At 33.7% G+C, this 20983-nt stretch carries 15 protein-coding genes; 8 read left to right on the top strand and 7 right to left on the bottom strand.

The features are described from left to right. Window positions 1–35: 35 nt before the first annotated feature. A complete protein-coding gene (locus tag QL232_RS11170; RefSeq protein ID WP_281614176.1) occupies window positions 36–2021 on the bottom strand; it encodes an ATP-binding protein in 1986 nt (661 codons plus the stop codon). Window positions 2022–2116: 95 nt separating this feature from the next. Then, complete coding sequence (locus QL232_RS11175; protein WP_281614177.1) at window positions 2117–2626, bottom strand: DUF255 domain-containing protein; 510 nt, start codon at window positions 2624–2626, stop codon at window positions 2117–2119. A 151-nt stretch (window positions 2627–2777) separates the two neighbouring features. Between QL232_RS11175 and QL232_RS11180 the strand changes: the two genes are divergently transcribed. The 3 genes from QL232_RS11180 to QL232_RS11190 all read left to right on the top strand — a co-directional run bounded on the left by QL232_RS11180 (window position 2778) and on the right by QL232_RS11190 (window position 8555). Beyond that, window positions 2778–4922, top strand: coding sequence for a DPP IV N-terminal domain-containing protein (locus QL232_RS11180; RefSeq protein ID WP_281614178.1), 2145 nt, complete (start codon window positions 2778–2780; stop codon window positions 4920–4922). A 257-nt stretch (window positions 4923–5179) separates the two neighbouring features. After that, the gene (locus QL232_RS11185) at window positions 5180–6481 is read left to right on the top strand and encodes a dicarboxylate/amino acid:cation symporter (protein ID WP_168883236.1); all 1302 of its coding nucleotides are present in this window, start codon (window positions 5180–5182) and stop codon (window positions 6479–6481) included. Between the two features lie 196 nt (window positions 6482–6677). After that, window positions 6678–8555, top strand: coding sequence for a U32 family peptidase (locus QL232_RS11190; RefSeq protein WP_281614179.1), 1878 nt, complete (start codon window positions 6678–6680; stop codon window positions 8553–8555). Window positions 8556–8638: 83 nt separating this feature from the next. Here QL232_RS11190 and floA read toward each other — a convergent pair whose 3' ends face one another. After that, window positions 8639–9643 carry a flotillin-like protein FloA gene (gene floA, locus QL232_RS11195; protein ID WP_281614180.1) on the bottom strand — a complete coding sequence of 335 codons (1005 nt, stop codon included), beginning with the start codon at window positions 9641–9643 and terminating at the stop codon, window positions 8639–8641. A 221-nt stretch (window positions 9644–9864) separates the two neighbouring features. On the opposite strand from floA, the gene QL232_RS11200 reads away from it, so the two are divergent. Continuing rightward, window positions 9865–11376, top strand: coding sequence for a peptide MFS transporter (locus QL232_RS11200; protein WP_281614181.1), 1512 nt, complete (start codon window positions 9865–9867; stop codon window positions 11374–11376). Window positions 11377–11433: 57 nt separating this feature from the next. On the opposite strand, the gene QL232_RS11205 is transcribed toward QL232_RS11200, so the two are convergent. From QL232_RS11205 to QL232_RS11220, 4 genes are all read right to left on the bottom strand, one after another. Continuing rightward, entirely contained in the window at window positions 11434–12183 is a 750-nt protein-coding gene (locus tag QL232_RS11205) for a hypothetical protein (protein ID WP_281614182.1), read from the bottom strand. A 106-nt stretch (window positions 12184–12289) separates the two neighbouring features. After that, complete coding sequence (locus QL232_RS11210) at window positions 12290–13342, bottom strand: o-succinylbenzoate synthase (RefSeq protein WP_281614183.1); 1053 nt, start codon at window positions 13340–13342, stop codon at window positions 12290–12292. After that, window positions 13342–14742 (bottom strand): hypothetical protein, encoded by a 1401-nt coding sequence (locus QL232_RS11215; RefSeq protein WP_281614184.1) that lies wholly within the window; start codon window positions 14740–14742, stop codon window positions 13342–13344. The genes QL232_RS11210 and QL232_RS11215 overlap by 1 nt, the downstream gene beginning before the upstream one ends. A 94-nt stretch (window positions 14743–14836) precedes the next feature. Next, window positions 14837–16837: a peptidylprolyl isomerase gene (locus QL232_RS11220; protein ID WP_281614185.1), complete on the bottom strand. Its 2001-nt coding sequence runs from the start codon at window positions 16835–16837 to the stop codon at window positions 14837–14839. A 65-nt stretch (window positions 16838–16902) separates the two neighbouring features. On the opposite strand from QL232_RS11220, the gene QL232_RS11225 reads away from it, so the two are divergent. The 4 genes from QL232_RS11225 to deoD all read left to right on the top strand — a co-directional run bounded on the left by QL232_RS11225 (window position 16903) and on the right by deoD (window position 20916). After that, window positions 16903–18207: a thymidine phosphorylase gene (locus QL232_RS11225; protein WP_281614186.1), complete on the top strand. Its 1305-nt coding sequence runs from the start codon at window positions 16903–16905 to the stop codon at window positions 18205–18207. A gap of 158 nt (window positions 18208–18365) precedes the next feature. After that, the gene (deoC, locus tag QL232_RS11230; RefSeq protein ID WP_281614187.1) at window positions 18366–19031 is read left to right on the top strand and encodes a deoxyribose-phosphate aldolase; all 666 of its coding nucleotides are present in this window, start codon (window positions 18366–18368) and stop codon (window positions 19029–19031) included. Between the two features lie 13 nt (window positions 19032–19044). Further along, window positions 19045–20190, top strand: a complete 1146-nt coding sequence (locus tag QL232_RS11235; protein WP_281614188.1) for a phosphopentomutase — start codon at window positions 19045–19047, stop codon at window positions 20188–20190. A 21-nt stretch (window positions 20191–20211) separates the two neighbouring features. Beyond that, window positions 20212–20916 carry a purine-nucleoside phosphorylase gene (gene deoD / locus QL232_RS11240; RefSeq protein WP_168883246.1) on the top strand — a complete coding sequence of 235 codons (705 nt, stop codon included), beginning with the start codon at window positions 20212–20214 and terminating at the stop codon, window positions 20914–20916. The last annotated feature ends 67 nt before the right edge of the window (window positions 20917–20983 follow it).

Consider the following 20983-nt stretch of genomic DNA (forward strand, 5'->3'; position numbering starts at 1 on the left):
TGGTTACAAATCATGAGCTTTTTTTATAATAGAATTTATCTCATTTCCATTTTTACCTTCCGAACTAAAGTAACTATAAACTTGGCTCCTTTACCTTCTTCACTTTCAACATGAATCTCTCCTTTCATGGCCTCAGTAAATTTCTTTGCGATACTTAATCCTAGCCCTGTAGATGATTCTCCATCAGTAGGCTTTGCACTTAAACGTTGAAACTTACCAAATAGCTTTTCCTTATCTTCTACAGAAAGACCAGGTCCATGATCTCGTACTGATAACCTTACCTTTTCTTGATCACAAAACTCTATTTCAACATCGATTCTCTCATTCTTTGGAGAGAACTTGATTGCATTTGACAATAGATTTTCGAGAATCTGACGAACTCCGTTAGGGTCAGCTAATACTACACAAGGCTTTAATCGTTGATACACCTCTATTCCTTTTCTTTCTGCTTTTTTTGTCAGTTGCTCAACTACCGTTTCAACCACTTCATCTAATTCAAATTCTACAATTTCAAGATTTAAATGCCCTGCCTCAATCGCTTTAACATCTAGAATTCTAGTTATCATTTCTTGCATTCTCCATAAGGCTCTTGTTACGCCAGAAATACATTCTTGTTCTTCATCTTTAAGCTCTGATTCTAAAATTTGTGATAAACTTAATGCTGATGTCAAAGGGTTTCTCAAATCATGAGCAACTACACCTATTAAATGATTCTTCTCTTCATTTAATGTATTTAAGCGTTCATTCTGACACTCAATCTCTTGATAGGAGACTTTTAATTTTTCCTGTTGGGTTAGTAATTGTTCATTGGCTAAACTTAATCTTTCTGCCAGTGTTTTTTTCTTGTTCTTTTGTTTGATAATATAGGCTAGGAAAACCGCAAGTATTAAACAGATTACAATGATTGAAAAAAGAAAAAACCATTGTTTCTTCATCTTTAATTCTTGTAGTTTCTGTTGTTCAGTTAATAATCTATTTTCAGCTTCCTGCTGACTAAATCGAACTTGATTTTCAAGATCCGCAATCTCTCTCATCTTTTCTTGATTGTAGACACTATCATACATATCATGAGAAAGTTTCTGGAACTTTAACGCTTGGTAATAATCTTTTTGCTCTTCATATAATACAGCTAGCTGATAAGCGACTGAAACCAATTCTAATTTTGCTCCGGTCTGTTGAACAAGATTATACCCTTTTTTCGCATACTCTAAAGCTTTACGATTATCTCCTAATGTCCTATAGGTATCTGAAAGTCCTGAACAAACATGAATTAGACCTCTAATATCATTGATTTCATTAAGTATTTTATAAGATGCCTGATAAGCTTTTAATGCCTGTTTTGTCTTATTTAGTCGAAGATAAACTATAGCAATATCGTTATAAGAATATGCTAATGCGTTTCTACTTCCTTTCTTCTTTTCTTCGTATAACTTTTGTCGAATAGCCAAAGCCTGTTTATGATATGATATGGACTCATCATAATTTTCCATGTAGGTATTAATATTCGCCATATTACTAAAAGCAAGTGCTTTTAATTCATCGGAAGAGTTATCATTTAGTAATGAGAATCCTTTTTGATAGTATTCTAATGCTTTATCAAGCTCAGCTTGAACTTCATACACTTTACCGATATTTTGAATTGAGTTATTCCAATGAGAAGTATCCTTTAAACTTTCTGAAATCTTTGCTGCTTCAAAGTAGTCTTTTAAGGCTTCACCATATTCGGCTTTATAAAAATTTGCAACGCCTCTCCTATGATACACTTTTTGTAAATGTTCTTGATTAGATGTTTGAAGAGCGATTTTAAGTGCTTGATTGAGATAATAGATCGAAGAATCTGGAGCATACTGATAGTATAATCCCGACAACTGAAACAATGCATCAATGTTATGATCATCCATTTCATGTTGGAAATTCACCTGCTTAAGACTATCTATTTTTTGACGTTTTGATGCTAAAGGATCAACCGCAAACAAATGGTATGATAGTAGAAGAAAAGATAGAAAGTATAATAGCTTCAAAGGAGTAGTGTTAGTTGAATGTAATAGCAAAATATAATGTAGGAAAAATATTTAGAGTTGGGAAGTATTCTCTTGAAAATATTTGATTGGAATTCTTAAAAATAAGGTGACTTATATTCAATCTTATAATCTTCAAAAGATACACCCTCGTATGCTGCTTCATGCATAAAAGATAATATTAAATGCATTTTATCTTTAGATTGATAACCCGGCACAGGTAAAGGATTGGCTTGTAAATTCTCATCTCCTTTAACCCATATAAAAACAGTTGATGGAAAACTCATATTTCCATTTAATAATAATGCAGCAAGCTCTTCTTCAGTAAATGAGGAGCCTTGAAATTGGAACTCATGATGACTTTCTCCATTCAGCTTAACGGCATAATAATTTTCATTGATATATTCGGCAACTTTGGGATCTGAAAAAGTAGTTTTATCCATTTTTTTACACCAAGTGCACCAATCAGTATATATATCAATCATAAACTGTTTTTGCTCTAATTTATTCCTAAGTAATGCCTCTTCAAATGTTAACCATTCTACTTTGGATTGAGTAAAAGCAGTATTACTAAAAATTAGAATAAAAAGGATAATTAAGGCTCTCATTGTTGTGCGTTTTAAATGATGAAGATAAATGATTTTAATTCACTTTTCTTCAACTTTAACATTATCTAAATTTAAAGTTTATTAATTAAAAAATCTATTCTATACTTTTGTTGCTGATTAAACACATATACATTTAAAACCTTTCTTTTTAATGAAACGAATTGCATACTCAACTTCATTTTTTGTGATGTTATTGTTGATGGTATTTTCAGCAAATGCACAAAAAAAAGAATTAAGTATTAAAGACGGTATTGTTGGCTATTGGTCACTCTACCCAGAATACAAATCAGTACAATGGTTACCTAATAGCAAAGGCTACTATGTTGAATCAACAAAAGATGCTTTTCTTAAAGTAAATGCAAAAAAAGGTACTTCTACTTCACTTATCTCCTTAGAAGAACTGAAAAAATCAAACTCAGAATTAGAAAAACTATCAAAACTGCCTAGAGTAGAATTTATTGATGGTTCTTCTTTTGTCTTCCAATTCAATAACAAAGTTTATCATACAGATCTTAACCGTAAAACATCTCAAGTGACTACCACTTTTGATGGAGCAAATGTTGATTTCACAAAAGATTTCAAAAATTCTGCTTACACAAAAGAGAATAATTTATTCATCTCTGTTGATGGTAAAGAAATTCAAATCTCAAATGAGACTAATAAAGCAATAGAATATGGTAAAACAGTTCATAGAAATGAATTTGGAATCCATAAAGGTACTTATTGGTCACCGAAAGGAACAGCTCTAGCTTATTACAGAAATGACCAAACCATGGTTACAGACTATCCATTAGTTGATATTTCATCAGTACCTGCTAAAGAAGCTCCAGTTAAATACCCAATGGCAGGGCAAAAATCTGAAGAAGTAACTCTTCACATTTACAATATAGCTGCTCAGAAAAGTATCCAAGTAAATACAGAAGGACCAAAAGAACAATATCTTACAAATATTGCTTGGAGTCCTGATGAAAAGTTTGTCTTTATTGGCATTTTAAATAGAGACCAAAATCACCTAGTACTAAACCAGTACGATGCTTCTACTGGAGCGTTTGTAAAAACACTATTCGAGGAAAAAGATGATAAATACTTATCGTTAACTCATCCAATGGAATTTTTACCAAACAGTACTACAGAATTTATCTGGAGAACAGAAAAAGATGGTTTCGAACATGTCTATCTATACAATACTGATGGTAAAGAATTAGCTCAAATCACAAAAGGTGATTGGGTTGTTATGGATGTAATTGGATTTGACAGAAAGAACCAAAATCTTTATGTTTTAGGAACGGATAACAATGGGTTAGATCGTCAAGTTTATAAGGCGAATATTAAATCGAAAACTGTTAAGAAAATCACATCTTTATCTGGTGTATACAGTGTAGTTCAGTACGATGTTACCACCAATTTATTCTTGGCAAGTTTTTCAAATACAACAACACCAAACAAACAATTTGTATTTGATGGCAATGGTAAAGTAATAAAAACTATTGTTGACGCTGAAAACCCATTAGCTGATTTCAATGTTTCTCCTATTGAATTAGGTACAATCACATCTGCTGATGGAAAAACAATTTTGAATACAAGAATGATAAAACCATCTAACTTCGATAAGAATAAGAAGTACCCTGTTATAGTTTATGTATATGGCGGTCCTGGAGTACAGCTTATCACTAATCGTTGGAATGCAGGAGCATCTTACTGGATGCAAACAGCAGCTCAAAATGGATATATCATTTACACTGTAGAAAGTAGAGGCTCTGAAAACAGAGGTAAAGAGTTTGAACAAGTAACACATTTACATTTAGGTGAAGAAGAAATTGCAGACCAAATCAAAGGTGTAGAATATTTAAAATCTTTACCTTATGTTGACCAAGACAAGATGGCGATTCATGGATGGTCTTATGGTGGTTTTATGACAACATCACTTATGACAAAAACGGCAGGAACTTTCAAAGTTGGTGTTGCAGGTGGTCCTGTTATGGATTGGAAAATGTATGAAGTGATGTATGGTGAGAGATACATGTCAACACCTCAGAAGAATCCTAAAGGATACGAAAAAGCAAGTCTTCTGAATAAAACAGACCTTCTGAAAGATAAACTTTTAATTATCCATGGTTTGATTGATGATGTTGTAGTTCCTCAACATTCATTTAGGTTCTTACAAGAATGTGTTAGTAATGAAGTACAAGTCGACTTCTTTACCTACCCTGGACACCCTCACAATGTAAGGGGCAAAGATAGAGTTCATTTAATGAATAAGGTATTAATGTACATTGACGCAGAGTTGATGAATTAATTCATAAAAAGAGCTTCTTCAACAAGGAGCTCTTTTTATTTTTTATGCTTTTATTTACTTAATAATTACAAAAGACCGTAACTATTTCTATTTTCGAGACTAAATTGAAAATCTATTGTGTATTTATTTTATCAATAAGTTGAAATTAGATCATGTTCAACTCTATGCTACTTGTAATAAATACACAAACTCAACGTGTTACATAGATCAACTATTAAAATCAGATTTACATCTTTTTAAAGAGATAAATTATAGAAATGAAAAAACTTGCATTACACTGGAAAATCATCATTGGTATGGTCCTAGGCCTTTTTCTAGGTCTATCTTTAAGTTATGCCGGACTTGCCCAGTTTTCTAGTGATTGGATTAAACCTTTCGGAACAATCTTCATCCGTCTACTAAAATTAATTGCCGTACCTCTAGTATTAATTTCATTGGTTAATGGAGTTTCATCCATGACAGACCTTTCTAAATTATCAAAGATGGGCGGTAGAGCTGTTGGAATTTATCTAACAACAACGATTATAGCTGTATCTATCGGATTAGTTCTGGTTAACCTTTTCCAACCCGGTGCAGGCTTTTCCAACGAGTTAAGAGAAACCTTTTTAACCAAGTTTGCCGATACTGCCTCTTCCAAAACGCAGATGGCTTTAGCTGTTCAACAAAGAAGCCCATTACAGCCATTATTAGATATGGTACCCGGTAATATCTTCAATGCGATGAGCAGTAACAGTAATATGTTACAAGTAATCTTCTTTGCTATATTATTTAGTATTGCTTTAGTTGCAATTCCTTCTGAACATGGTAAGGCTGTTAAAAACTTGTTCAATAGTCTTGATAAGGTCATTTTAAAAATGGTTGATCTTATAATGCTATTTGCTCCTTATGGGGTATTCGCATTAATCACATCCCTAATTACAGATTTCACAGGAGACGATCCTTCTAAGGCGTCCCAATTATTAATTGCATTAGGTTTCTACTCTTTAGTAGTTGTAATGGGATTAACTATAATGATTACTGTAGTGTATCCTACTATTCTAAAAGTATTTGCAAAGGTAAATTTCTCGACTTTCATCCGTGGGATTTTCCCTGCACAGATGATGGCGTTTTCAACAAGCTCATCTGCCGCAGCATTACCGGTAACAATGAAGCAAGTTGAAGAAGAATTAGGTGTATCCGAAGAAACAACAAGTTTTGTTTTACCATTAGGTGCAACTATTAATATGGATGGCACATGTCTATACCAAGGTGTTGCTGCAGTTTTTATTGCTCAAGTATTTGGTATTGATTTAACCTTAGGCGAACAACTTTCGATAGTAATTACAGCTACATTAGCATCAATCGGTGCTGCTGCAGTTCCTGGTGCTGGTATTATCATGCTAATTATTGTTCTTGAACAAGTTGGATTACCTTCTGAGGGTATTGCACTAATTCTTGCACCAGATAGAATTCTTGATATGTTTAGAACAGTAGTGAATGTAACTGGAGACGCTTCAGTAGCAATTTTAGTCGATCGCTCTGTAGGCAATAAACCAAAGATTGAAGAAACTGCTGAATAAACTTTTCTTTAGTCTTTAGAAGAAACAGCCAATTTCAATTTAAGAAGTTGGCTGTTTTTTTATCTGAGATATTTATGAAAGTAAATGGCAGAACTCTTTTGTTTCTATCATTTACATTTAAAAGGTGAATCATAAAACTATTTGATTCCCTTTTTTCTTATCTTTGCAGACAATTCTCATCACTTTAACACTTTACATGAGGTCTCTTGAATTATTAGCTCCTGCTAAGAATATAGAAATAGGTATGGCTGCCATTAACCATGGTGCTGATGCAGTATATATTGGTCCATCTAATTTTGGCGCTCGTGATGCTGTAGGCAATAGCGTTTCAGATATAGCAAAATTAACGAAACATGCACATCGTTTCCACTCAAAGATTTTTGCTACAATGAATACGCTTCTTTTTGATAATGAGTTGGAACAAGCACATAAACTAGCATGGCAGTTATATGATGCAGGTGTTGATGCTCTTATCATTCAAGATATGGGAATGTTAGAAATGGACTTACCTCCTATTCCTTTACATGCAAGTACTCAAACTCACAACCTACATTTAGAGAAAGTTCAGTTCCTAGAAAAAGTAGGATTTGATAGAGTAGTTTTAGCAAGAGAATGCTCAATAAAAGACATTGAAGAAATTGGTAAAGCGACGAATGTAGAATTAGAGGCCTTTGTTGCTGGAGCTCTTTGTGTTAGTCTTAGTGGCCAATGTTATATGTCTAATAACGTAGGTGACAGATCAGCTAACAGAGGTGCATGTGGTCAACCTTGTCGTTTACCGTTTGATTTAGTTGATAGTAATGGTACAAAGCTAGCCAACCAGAAACATTTACTATCACTTAAAGACCTTAATTTGAGTGACTATGTTTTACCTCTTGCTAGAGCTGGTATCAAATCATTTAAAATTGAAGGTAGATTAAAGGATGAGTCCTATGTCATTAATCAAGTTGGTAGTTTTAGAAAGCGTATTGATTTTGTATTAGATAAATATGGTAACGAGTTCACTGCTGATTCCCAAGGGAAAACAACGTTGGACTTTGACCCTGCCATGGAAAAGACCTATAATAGAGGCTTTACTACCTATTTTTACGAAAAAAGAAACCCTGAGATTGTTCACTTCGACTCACCTAAAGCCATAGGCGATAAAGTGGGTGTTGTAAAACAAATCAAAGCCAATCAGTATCTTGTAGAAATGCAAGATGGCAAAAAACTTATTCCTGGAGATGGTCTTTGTTTCTATGATAAATATGAAAAACTTCAAGGAATGAAGGTTGAGCATGTTGATAATGAAGGCTGGATTAAAACTTCGTTAGTTATGGGAGTTCGAGTTGGTGCAGAAATCTATAGAAATTATGATCAAGCATTCAATAAAGAGCTTAAATCTCAAAAAACCGTTCGTAAAATTGAGAGTGATATCTCGATGACTTGGAAAAACCATACTATTACTTTGTCGATTAAAGATATATATGGGAATTCTTTGTCACAAAGCTATAAAGAGCCATTTGAAGTAGCATCCAATAAAGAGAAAGCTGAACAAAATTTACAAAAGTCTTTAAAGAAGACGGGTAATACTATTTTCTTAATCAATGAGGTTACCCTTCCAAAAGGTGAATTACCTTTTATTCCAAGTGGTAAGTTGAATCAAATGCGAAGAGACCTTATCGATGCTTTTGAGGCTAAAAGAAATGCTGAATACAAACAAGCTCCAAGGTTAAACACGGAAATTGATGACAGCTACCCATTCCCTGCTAAAATTCAAAAGTGGGATCACCATGGTAATGTATTAAATAAGCTTGCTCGCCAATTTTATACTAAACATGGTGTTACTGAAATTGAAGAAGGGTTCGAAGGAAGAGAAGATAAAAGTAAGCTTCGCTTGATGACAACAAAGCACTGTTTACGATACCAAATTGGGTTATGTGATGAATATGAAACATTTGTGACACCACCGGAAAATGTAAAGTATCCTTTATTCTTACAGTCGAAAAAAGATCGATATAAACTTAAATTCAATTGTAAAGATTGTGTCATGATGATTGATGATGCACCGGAAGAAGAAGAAGTAAATAGCTAGAATTAGCTTATATTATATAAGTAAAAAGCCATACATTGTTATTATACAATGTATGGCTTTTTTTATGATGAATCTAATTAGATTTATTCTTCATCTTCGTCTTCAGATCTAGAGAAACCATTATCATCCTTGCTTGATTCAGCAATAGAGTCTCTCATGGTTGTATCTGCCTGAAGGTTTTTAAGTTTATAGTAATCCATAATACCTAGATTACCACTTCTAAATGCCTCAGCAATTGCTAATGGGACCTCTGCTTCAGCTTCAATTACTTTTGCTCTTGATGCTTGAGCTTTGGCTTTCATTTCTTGCTCAACTGCAACCGCCATAGCTCTTCTTTCCTCGGCTTTTGCTTCTGCAACTTTTAAATCTGCATCTGCTTGGTCCGTTAGAAGTTTGGCTCCAATATTATCTCCCACATCAATATCAGCGATATCAATAGATAAAATTTCAAATGCCGTACCCGAGTCTAAACCTTTTTCCAAAACAAGTCTAGAAATCTTATCTGGATTTTCTAATACTTCCTTATGAGATAAAGAAGAACCGATAGATGTTACAATACCTTCACCAACACGCGCTAAGATTGTTTCCTCACCAGCACCACCTACTAACTGAGCGATGTTGGCTCTAACCGTTACTCTTGCTTTTGCTACAAGTTGAATACCATCTTGTGCTACTGCAGATACTGATGGTGTGTTGATCACTTGAGGATTAACGGAGATTTGAACAGCTTCAAATACGTCTCTACCCGCTAAATCAACCGCTGCTGCCAACTTAAATGACAATGGAATGTTTGCTTTATCTGCCGAGATTAAAGCTTTAATGACTGAAGGAACATGACCTCCTGCAAGGTAGTGTGTTTCTAAGTCTGTAGTACTTAGTTCTAATCCAGCTTTAGTTGCGGTAATTAATGAGTTAACAATAATTTTAGGTGGGACTTTACGAATACGCATAGTTACAAGGCTAATTAAGCTAATACGTACTCCTGAAAAAATTGCTGTAATCCATAGGTTAACAGGAACGAAATACATTAATGTAAAGAAACCTGCGATACCTAGAACTAAAATTACAGCGATAAGAGATAAAGTCATTTCTTAATTTTAGTTTAATTTTATACTAGTTTTTATTAAAAGTGTAATATAACATATTAAAATGATTGTAACGATGTTTAATATCAACTTTTTCTTTTGCTAAAATTTTAGATATTTGCAGTTCACAATTCAATTATCAGAGTGGAATGAATAACTGAACACTTTCGAACTTCCATTGAATAAAGATTTTATTTTTTATTACTAACCAAAACAAAAATATTGTGAGCAAAACACATTCGGGTCATCCTAAAGGCCTTTACACACTTTTTGCCACTGAATTCTGGGAGCGTTTTAGCTACTATGGAATGCGTGGTTTCTTCGTTCTGTATTTAACTGCCACTTTAATGGATGGTGGTTTCGGTTTAGAGAAAACTGAAGCATACAGCATCTATGGTATCTTTACTGCTCTAGTTTATGTAACTCCTATCATTGGCGGTATCTTGGCTGATAAACTTATTGGTCAAAGAAAATCAATCTACATTGGTGCTTTACTAATGGCCTTGGGTCAGTTTACTATGGCAGCTTCTGTTAGATATGGTTTAACAGAATTAGTGTCTGCAAGAGAAATGTCATTGTACCTAGGTTTAGGTCTTTTGATAATAGGTAACGGTTTCTTTAAGCCAAACATTTCTACAATGGTTGGTGGTCTATATAGCTCAGATGACCCAAATAAAGATGGTGGTTTTACAATCTTCTATATGGGTATCAACTTGGGTGCATTCGTCACTAACTTTGTTGGTGGTTCATTAGCTGAGAAAGTAGGTTGGGAATATGGATTTATGGCTGCTGGTATCGGTATGGTTGCTTCTACAATCTGGTTCTTTATTAGAGAAACATCTGTATTGAGTGGAGAAACAGGACATGCAGTAGGTTTACCTCCAAAAGATGACCCTACTTCTAAATTTAAATTAGGAAAAGGTGATTGGATCAACATTTTAGTTTACGTAATTGGATTAGCTGCAATTACATATGGTGTAATCTGGGGTATCGTAAACATTGATGGTGACATCATCGATATGATTGTTAAAGTAATTGCTGTTGGTGGCTTTAGCTACTTAGGTTTTACTATTTTCCAAAACACTTCTGGTTCTACGGAATGGAGTCGCGTTGGTGTAATCTTAGCCTTAGCGGTATTCAATATTGTATTCTGGTCAGGTTTCGAACAAGCAGGTACATCTTTCAACACATTTGCCAATGAATACACAAACAGAGATGTTTTTGGTTTTGAAGTTCCAGCTTCATGGTTCCAATCTATCAATGCCGTATTCATTATTATCCTTGCTCCTGTTTTCACAATTATGTGGACTAGATTAAGTGATGCTAACTTAAACCCAAGAACTCCTGTAAAGTTCGCTTTATCGTTAGTATTCTTAGGAGTAGGTTTTGGTATCATGGCAATCGCTAATGATTCATACAAAGAATCTCAAGCACTAATTTCTCCTATGTGGTTGGTAATGGTTTATTTATTCCATACTGTAGGTGAATTATTTATGTCACCAATTGGTCTTTCAATGATCACTAAGTTATCTCCTCCAAAAATTGTTTCAGTAATGATGGGTCTATGGATGGGTTCAATTGCCTTAGGTAATTACTTAGCAGCATCAATGACTAAAATCTCTGAAGACTTTGGGTTTGATACCTTCTACTTTATTACTGCATATGCATTTATTGCAGCATTAGTAGCCTTTGCTGTATCACCAATCTTAAATAGATTAATGAAAGGTATTCACTAGGATATCTTTTCCGATATAAAAAAAGGGATATGAATTAATTTTCATATCCCTTTTCTTTTAGTTATTTGCTTCTAACTTTATCATTTGACATTGATTTTCTGCAACGATTAAATCATGTTTCTTCATTGGCATCCTTCGGTCAAATTGAATTTTATTTTGGACAGTGAATACTTCATAATTCCCTCTTCTTAAAGGTATTCTCAAACTTTCTAAAGATTCACAGTCTGCTTCATCTTTACATTTTTTATTAAGGTAACCTAGGAAATCATAGTCATCATTATCTAGATCCTTGACAAATACATAAAACCCATGTTTGTCTACTTTCTTTTCATTAGAGAAGAAAACCACATTCCCATGATAAGAATCCCTCTCAATAGGTGATTGAACATCCGCTTGATGATCTTTGAAAATTACTTTGTGAGTAAAAGCAGTAAATACTTCTGTTACATTGTAATTCAAGTCTAAATAAACCTTTTGAAAGGATGCTGATCCATTTTTCACTTTATCAATGCCATATACATTCTCAACATATTTATCATTATCATAATAAACCTTTGAGATTACTCCATCTTCTACATAAACTCTTGCATTGACAAGTTCTGTTTGATGTTCATTGATAAAGTCTTTTTCTTTTGGCATAATTATCCAGACTTCTTGCCAGCCTTCAGAAGGGTTAGGTAAAGTGTGTTTATGCTTTTTGTAGAATTTCTCCAGCTCGTTTACAGAAGTCATCTGTTGAGCCTCAACCATGTTAGTTAATACGAGAAATAAATAGCCGAATAACGAATAGTAGTATTTAAGTTTCATGTCTATATTTAGATAATTCTTTCGGGTTAAAAGTAATTATCTTTTTTTGGACTAAAAATCCAAATTATCCGGCTTTTGTACAATGTAATCTTTTGTAACCTATTGATTAATTAATTACAAAAGACTTGTCACAATTGTAATATAACTCACCCTTAGCAACAGTCAAAGGAGACTCAAAATTGTTGTGATATAATTGCCCTGTTCCTAATCCATGAGGTTTATCAATTAGGTAGTTGGCAGTAAATTGAGCGATTGCATTTAAGCCAACATTTGATTCTAACGCAGAAGTCATCCACCAGGGAATATTTCTTTTCTCAGCATAGCTGATCCATTCTGCAGAGGCCTCTAAGCCTCCAACTAATGCTGGTTTTAAAATAATATACTGTGGCTTTATTGTGTCTAGTAAATCTTCTTTTTTATTGCTTGAAACTCCTATTAACTCTTCATCTAAAGCAATAGGGATTGGAGTGACTTCACATAATTTGGCCATTTCCTCCCATTGCCCTGCCCATATCGGCTGTTCAATAGAATGTAACTCAAAATCAGATAGTCGTTTTAACTTTTCTAATGCTTCTTCAATTTTAAAAGCACCATTCGCATCCACCCTCAAAGTAATTTTATCCGATGAATATTCACTTCGAATGTACTTAAGAAGAGATAGTTCTTGTTCAAAGTCTAAAGCTCCTACCTTAATCTTTATACAATCAAACCCTTTCTCTAGTTTCTGATCAATTTGTTCTTTCATGAAACTGTGATCACCCATCCAAACTAAACCGTTAATAGGAATAGGTGTTCCTTTATAAAAAGAATTATCATATATGATTTTCTTACCGCCGTTTTTTAGATCTAAAAGTGCTGTTTCAATAGCAAAGTAAAAGCTTGGTAACTTCTCTTTATCAATTAAATTAGGTAGATCTTCAAATTGAACATTTATCCTATTCAATTCATCTAGCCAATTTTGTAACCTCACTTCATAATCTTCAAAATGATCAATGCTTAACCCTTTTAAAGTATTACACTCTCCCCAACCAATAATTTCAGGAGTATCCTCATCCCAAACTTTAACCAAAAAGCAATCTTTTATACTTATTGCACCTCTTGAAGTTTTTGCAGGAAAATTAAATTGTAAAGTCCTTTTGATATAATCGAAACGCAGCATTATAGTCTATTTAATTGGTATTCGTCACCTAAGCGAAAGTTGGAAAGAATCTGAATTAATTCTTCTTCTTGGTAAGTTCCCTTTTTAAAATTAGATATCTTACCAATTTCTTTATCGTTTTGGAAAATCAAAGATTCAGCCATCATTCCCATTTTACGAGTGGATGGATCCCTTCTTCTTACCTTATATATAAAAGCATCTCGATTACCTAATAATACCTTGTCAACAGTCTTATCTTTTAAATAACTCTCATATCTAGATTTGAATAATTTATCGATTGTTGACTGGTCATTAAAGTTTTCCAACTGATAAACTAGAGTTCCTTTCTCAGAGTTTTCAAAATAGCATTGAAGACCGGTCTCTCCTAGTTCCATCATTGCGTTCCTTCCTCTTAAGCTTTCTTTTGTAAAGAAATCAAAAGCAACCAATCTTTCAGTTGTCATCATGATATCTGGAAATGCTCCCAATAATCTCTTCATACTATTGTAAGAATCTATTGATTTTTCATCTCCAATTAAGTTGACAAAGTGCTTCATTAGATTCAAATCATTTTCATTACACTGCACAAAAGCTAAAATTAACCCTGAAGCAGATTGTTGAACAACATATGATTTTAGGCCTTTAGGGTTAACTGTTACTTCATATCCTGTCATGCCCCAATTATTCTCACTTTTAAACTCAGACATTTTCTTCACATTATATCTTCTTGAGTCTAAAATCTTTTCTGCGAATTGTTTTGCAGGCTCTTTATCAAGTTTGTTTTTTTCTTTAAGCTTGACAATATGTACTGTCAACTCTTTTCTTGATAATGGATCTTTGAATTTACCTTCTACAATTTCTTCAGCATTCTTTTGTAAATCTTTGATAGAAATACCTCTAGGAAAGTCAAATGACACATTTCTACTGATAGTATTTGATCTAACATTTATATCCTCATAGTAATGTAATGATTTAGCACTTTTAAGAACAAAATTCTTACTATATGGCAATTGTGATAATAGATCTAACGCTGTCCAAGTTACCGGAAAGTTATCTACCTGATCTTCCTCAAGAGGAATCATTTCAGAAGCTACTTTATTATAATTTTGAACTTCCAGGTTATTCAGACCATAAGTATCCTCAATATTCATCTTCTTGGCTAGCACATCTTCTAATGATAGCTCAGAAGCTAATAGAATATGGTGCCATTTGCCATAATCTTCATGAACTTGAGTGATCGCGTAAGGTTCTAAACCCAGATCCTCTAGTCTATCTATCGTATTTTCTAATTCATCAAATTCACGAAAAGAAGCCACTTTTATAGAAAATGGTTTCTCTTCACTAAACTGCTCTACAGCACAAGAAGTAAAGCCTAGTGAAATGAATAAGAAAATATATGTTAGTAGTTTTATTTGTTTCATTTTACGATAACTGTTAGTGAAATAATGCAATGTAACATTATTGAATAGCTGTAAAAATACAATAAAAGCATGAAATATTAGTATTCCGAATATTTTATATTGCTTTTTGATCTGACACCTCTAATTCCCTCACAATCTTAATACTATTGATCTTATCACCATACTGTATCTTTCTCATAATATCTAAACCTTCAACTACTTGAGCAAAGACTGTATATCTACCATCTAAATGGTGTGTAGGCACTAGCGTAAAAAAGAACTGACAAGATTCCGTATCCTTTCCTGCTGATGCAATTCCTAATGAACCTTCTGTAAATTCCAATTGCGTAAATTCTGATGGAATAGAGTAATTTAATCCACCAAATCCATCACCTCTTGGGTCGCCCCCTTGAGCAACAAAGTTAGGCACTAAACGGTGAAAATGTAGTTGATCATAAAATCCACTATCAGCTAAACTAACAAACATACTCACAGTTGCTGGTGCTTCATTTACTTTTAGAACAATTGTAATATCTCCTTTTTCCGTACTTATTATTGCTTTCTGATCTTGTTTAATCTTTTTAATGTAATCCCATTGAACTCCTTTGTTTTCTTTAGGAGCATCATAATTATATTCTTTACTTTCTAAATGAGCAATTGTTTTTTCTAATTCAATGAAAGCTTCTACTTGAAGAGGGAGTTCTAAAGAAGTTTTCACTTCCTCCATTAACTGTACTGCAGGGTAATATTTTTTAAATTTTTCACTATTATTCTGCATAAAAGAACATGTTGTATAGATCTGAGCAACGTCTTTTGTTTTTAAAGCATCTGATATGATTCTTCCAAGTTCTGCACCTTCTTTACTATTCAAAGATTTTTCAGAGGCATATTCTCGCATTAATAATTCGATAGCTTTAGTTTTTAGTGGAATCTCAGTTGTTGTTTTCCATGTTTCAAACACTAGATCTTTTCCAAGCTTAGAATTACTTAAAGCGTCTAAATAATAACATTTTTCATAAACACTTGATGCCTGATCGTACAAACCTTTAGTGAAATTATAAATATCTTTCTGCTTATTCCTTTCATACATCACCGCTTTTAAAGCTAAAGCTTGAGCATGAGGATGTTTCATTTCTTTAGCTATCTGATAGACTTGCTTAGACTCTTTCCATCCTAACTTTTTATAAAGTTTCGATGCAGCAACAGAAGCTACGATTGGATCTTCATGATTTAGGAAAGCCATTGTTTCTTCAACCATTCCATCATATTTGATTTTCTCAGTTGCTATTAATGCACTTTCTAAGACCATAGGACTTTTCTCTTCATGAAGAATTTTCTTTAATGCCGTTGAACTGCCACCACCTTTTGAAAAGGCTGCGATCGATAAAGCAAAATTAGATCGGATTAATTCATTATTATTCCTTCTTGCATTCGCGAAAATGTTTGAATTAAATGTAGCTACCATATTTGAAGAACTCAATCTTGCAAAATATGCACTACACCATTCTTTTGTTTCTGTATCTTTTGACTTTGTAAAGATTCTCATGACTTGTTCTGCAGCATCGTAAGACTCAAACCCTTGCCATGTTTTTGCTCTGTATAAACCTTTTACAATTCCTTTCATCACATGCTCGTCACTTAAAACGAAATGTGTCATTAGATAAATAGCTCCATCGTTAGCACAATGTCCCAATGCCTCGAAAACATATTCCAGCAATTCTGTTTCTTTTTCATGATCAATAATGAATTTTATAAGAAAAGGGTTAATTGATGGGTCTGCAATTTGACCTATAGCAAAAGCTGTTGCTATCTTTATATCTAATGAATTGGATGTTTCTAGTTTTTGTTTTAAAGCTGGCAAAGCAGAAGTATCCTGAACAGAACCCAAAGCTATTAAAGCTTCAATTTGATAAATGGAATCTTGGTCTAAATAAGTTAATAATTCTTTCGTATTGCGTTTATCCCTACTGTTATATATTGCTCTTATCTTTGAATCATTAAATTTGTTCTCAAAGCTAATTTTCTCAGTTTGGTCATCTGTTCCATCTGAACAAGATTGGAGGGCAAAACAAAAAATTGAAATGAAAAAGAATACGGAAGTATTGAATTGACTCATTATTAATAAGATTAGTTTTTAAACAACTAAAAATAACCAAATATAAACCCCAATTCAAAAAAAATATGCGCGCAGTAGATATAATCATAAAGAAAAGGGATCACCAAGAATTAAACGACACAGAGTTAAAAGCATTTCTACAAAGTTATCTTTCAGGAGAAGTAACAGATTATCAAATGTCTGCTTTTCTGATGGCTGTTTTCTTAAATGGATTGACAGACCATGAATTAAAAACATTAACTGAAACAATGAGAGATTCTGGCCATCAAATTAGGTTAGAAGGTGTTAGTAGATTTTTAATTGATAAACATAGTACCGGTGGTGTTGGAGACAAAACAAGTATAGCTTTAGCCCCACTACTCTCTACTTTTGGAATTGGTACCGCAAAAATGTCTGGAAAAGGCCTTGGTCATACAGGGGGCACATTAGATAAGTTTGATGCCATCCCAGGTTTTAAATTTCCTTCATCAGAAGAAGAAATGGTAAAATCCATCGAACATACAGGCATTGGTATTATGGGACAAACGGATAATATCGTTCCATTGGATAAGAAACTATATGCTTTAAGGGATGTAACAGGAACTGTAAATAGTTATCCTTTGATTGCATCTAGTATTATGAGTAAAAAACTTGCAGTCCGTAGTGATGGGATTATTCTTGATGTGAAAGTTGGGGATGGTGCATTTATGAAAAACTTGGAAGATGCTCAGCAACTCGCCAACATCATGAGAGGTATTGGTGAAATGTTCGGTAGAAAAGTTCACATTGTATTAAGTGGAATGGAACACCCATTAGGTAATGCTATTGGTAATGGATTAGAAGTATTTGAAGCTGTACAATCATTACATGGACAAGGGCCTAAAGATTTTGAAGAACTGATTACAACCATCACTGGTATTGCTTTATTACAAAAGGGCGATGTAACAACACTTGAAGAAGGAATAGAAAAAGCTACAGAAAAATTAAAATCAGGTGAAGCAGTAAAAGCTCTTCATGATTTTGTTGAAGATTGTGGTGGTGATGCTTCTTATATTACTGACCCTAATAAATTTATCACTGCAAAATTCACTTATGATCTTAAGGCTCCACAAAATGGCTATGTATCGTCATTAAAAGCCGAAAAAGTGGGTACATCTGCAATGATGTTGGGTGCTGGAAGAGAAACAAAAGAAGATATTATTGACCCAGCAGTTGGTATTATGCTTCATAAAAAAGTGGGTGATAAAGTTCAAAAAGGTGATACATTAGCTACACTTCATTACAATAAAGAAAATCAAAAGTTGAAAGATGCTATCGCTCTCCTTGAAAGTGCCTATACATTTTCTGATACAGCCATTGAAACACCAAATATCATCCTAGATATTCAATAATTTTATAATAGATAATCATCATTCTGGTAAGTAAAAAGCTCTAATAAATGTAAAGTTTCCACAGTAGAAACAGACATTTAATTTAACTTTCTGAAATGTTTGATGATTTCATCAACATAAACTCATTTAAATACATATATAACATTAAATAAATCATCATGAGTATTGCGAAATATATTGACCATACTATCCTTGCTGCCAATGCTACTTCAGCTCAAATCATTCAACTATGTGAAGAGGCAAAACAATATAATTTCTTCTCTGTTTGTGTAAATTCTGCTTATGTTCCTTTAGCAAAAGAACATACAAACGGAAGCGAAGTTGCAGTTTGCTCAGTTGTAGGTTTCCCATTAGGTATGATGGATACGGCTTCAAAAGTATTTGAGGCAAAAAATGCAATTGAAAACGGTGCTGATGAGATTGACATGGTAATCAACATCGGAAGACTTAAAGATGGTGATAATGCTTATGTTGAAAATGAGATTCGTCAAATCAAAGAAGCTATTGGTGATAAAGTATTGAAAGTAATTATCGAAACTTGCTACTTAACTGACGATGAAAAAATTACTGCTTCTAAACTTTCAGTAAATGCTAACGCTGATTTCGTAAAGACTTCTACAGGTTTTGGTACTGGTGGAGCTACTTACGAGGATATTCAATTAATGAAAGATGCTGTCGAAGGAAAAGCTGCTTTAAAAGCTAGTGGTGGTGTGAGAGATTTCGAAACAGCTCAAAAATATATTGATATGGGTGTTACTCGTTTGGGTACTTCAAGCGGAATCAAAATCATTCAAGGAGGTACAGCTGACGAAGGAAGCTACTAATCATTACTTAATTATGGCAAAAAGAGTTGTTTTAGTTGTCTTAGACAGTGTAGGTATTGGCTTTAGTGCTGATGCTGATGAATATGGTGACAGAGGTGCCAATACCTTAGGGCATATTGCTGATAGTGCAGGTTTAGATATCCCTAATATGCACAGAATGGGCATTGGAAATATTGCTCCATTATATGGTATTCCTCCTTTGGGAACTACTTCTGCTGCTTATGGTATGGCTAAGGAAGTTTCTAAAGGTAAAGATACAACCACTGGACATTGGGAAATTGCTGGTCAGATCCTTGAAGAGCCCTTTCCTACCTATCCAAACGGTTTCTCTGAGGATATCATGAAAGCCTTCGAAGAAGCAACTGGAAAAGGTACTATCGGCAATAAAGTAGCTTCGGGTACTGCAATCATTAATGAATTAGGTGATGAACATGTCGCTACAGGCAAATTGATCATTTATACTTCGGCAGATTCAGTATTCCAAATTGCTGCACATGAAGATATTGTTCCTTTAGAAGATCTTTACAAATACTGTGAAATTGCTAGAAAACAGTTAAAAGTAGGTAGAGTTATCGCAAGGCCTTTTGTAGGAGCTGATGGTAATTATACAAGAACAGCTAATCGTCATGATTACTCTCTTGAGCCTTCAGATAACATGTTGACTCGTATCAAGTCAGCGGGTAAAGATTCTATTGGCGTTGGTAAAATTTTCGACATATATGCTGGAAAAGGTTTTACTGACCATGTTTATACAAAAAGTAATACAGAAGGTATCGATAAAACAATTGAGTATCTACAACAAGATAACAATGGTTTGATCTTTACTAACCTAGTAGACTTTGATATGCTATTTGGTCACAGAAGAGATCTAATTGGATACCGTGATGCTTTAGAATATTTCGATCAACGTCTACCAGAAATAACATCTGCTATGGGTGATGATGACGTACTTATTATTACTGCAGATCATGGTAATGACCCTATTTTTAAAGGTACTGACCATACAAGAGAACATATTCCGATTTTAGTATACGGTAAAAAAGTAAAACCTGTAAATATTGGTTTTAGGTCTACTTTTGCAGATATCGGAACTACCATCGAAGAATTATTATTAGGTGAAGCTCCATCTACAGGTAGCTTTGCTTCAATGATTGTTTAACACAAATAGATAAAAGAAAAAATGAGTATACATATAGGTGCAAAACCAGGAGATATTGCTGAGGTTGTTTTAATGCCAGGTGATCCATTAAGAGCTAAATTTATTGCTGACAACTACTTAGAAGATGTAGTTCAATACAATAATGTTAGAGGGATGTTAGGTTATACAGGAACTTACAAAGGACATAAAATTTCTGTTCAAGGTTCAGGTATGGGTATTCCTTCTATTGGTATCTATGCTCATGAGTTAATCACTGAATTTAATGTTCGCAAATTAATCCGTGTAGGTAGCTGTGGTTCTATGCAACCGCATATCAAACCAAGAGACTTAGTTTTTGCAATGTCTGCATCTACAGATTCTTCTTTCAACCAAAATAGATTTGGCGGAAAAGACTACTCTCCTGCTGCTAGTTTTTCTTTAATAAAGAAAGCAAATGAAGAAGCAGAGAAAAAAGGTATTACTCCATTCAATGGTAATATCTTATCATCAGATGCGTTCTATGGTGATGACCAAGACGAATGGAAAAAATGGGCAAAATATGGCGTATTAGCTGTTGAAATGGAAACAACTGCTTTGTATACGATTGCTGCTCAGTTCAATGCTCAAGCATTAACGATTCTTACTGTTTCTGATAGCTTAGTAACAGGTGAAGAGTTAAGTTCTGAAGATCGTCAAAATACTTTCACAGACATGATGGAAATCGCATTAGAAACTGCTATTTCATAAGTTTGTGATATAAATATATCTAAGCCAACACTTTAACTTAAGGTGTTGGCTTTTTTTATTCCAACAA

It is taken from the genome of Flammeovirga sp. SubArs3, from assembly GCF_947387565.1.
In the GTDB taxonomy this organism is placed as follows: domain Bacteria; phylum Bacteroidota; class Bacteroidia; order Cytophagales; family Flammeovirgaceae; genus Flammeovirga; species Flammeovirga agarivorans.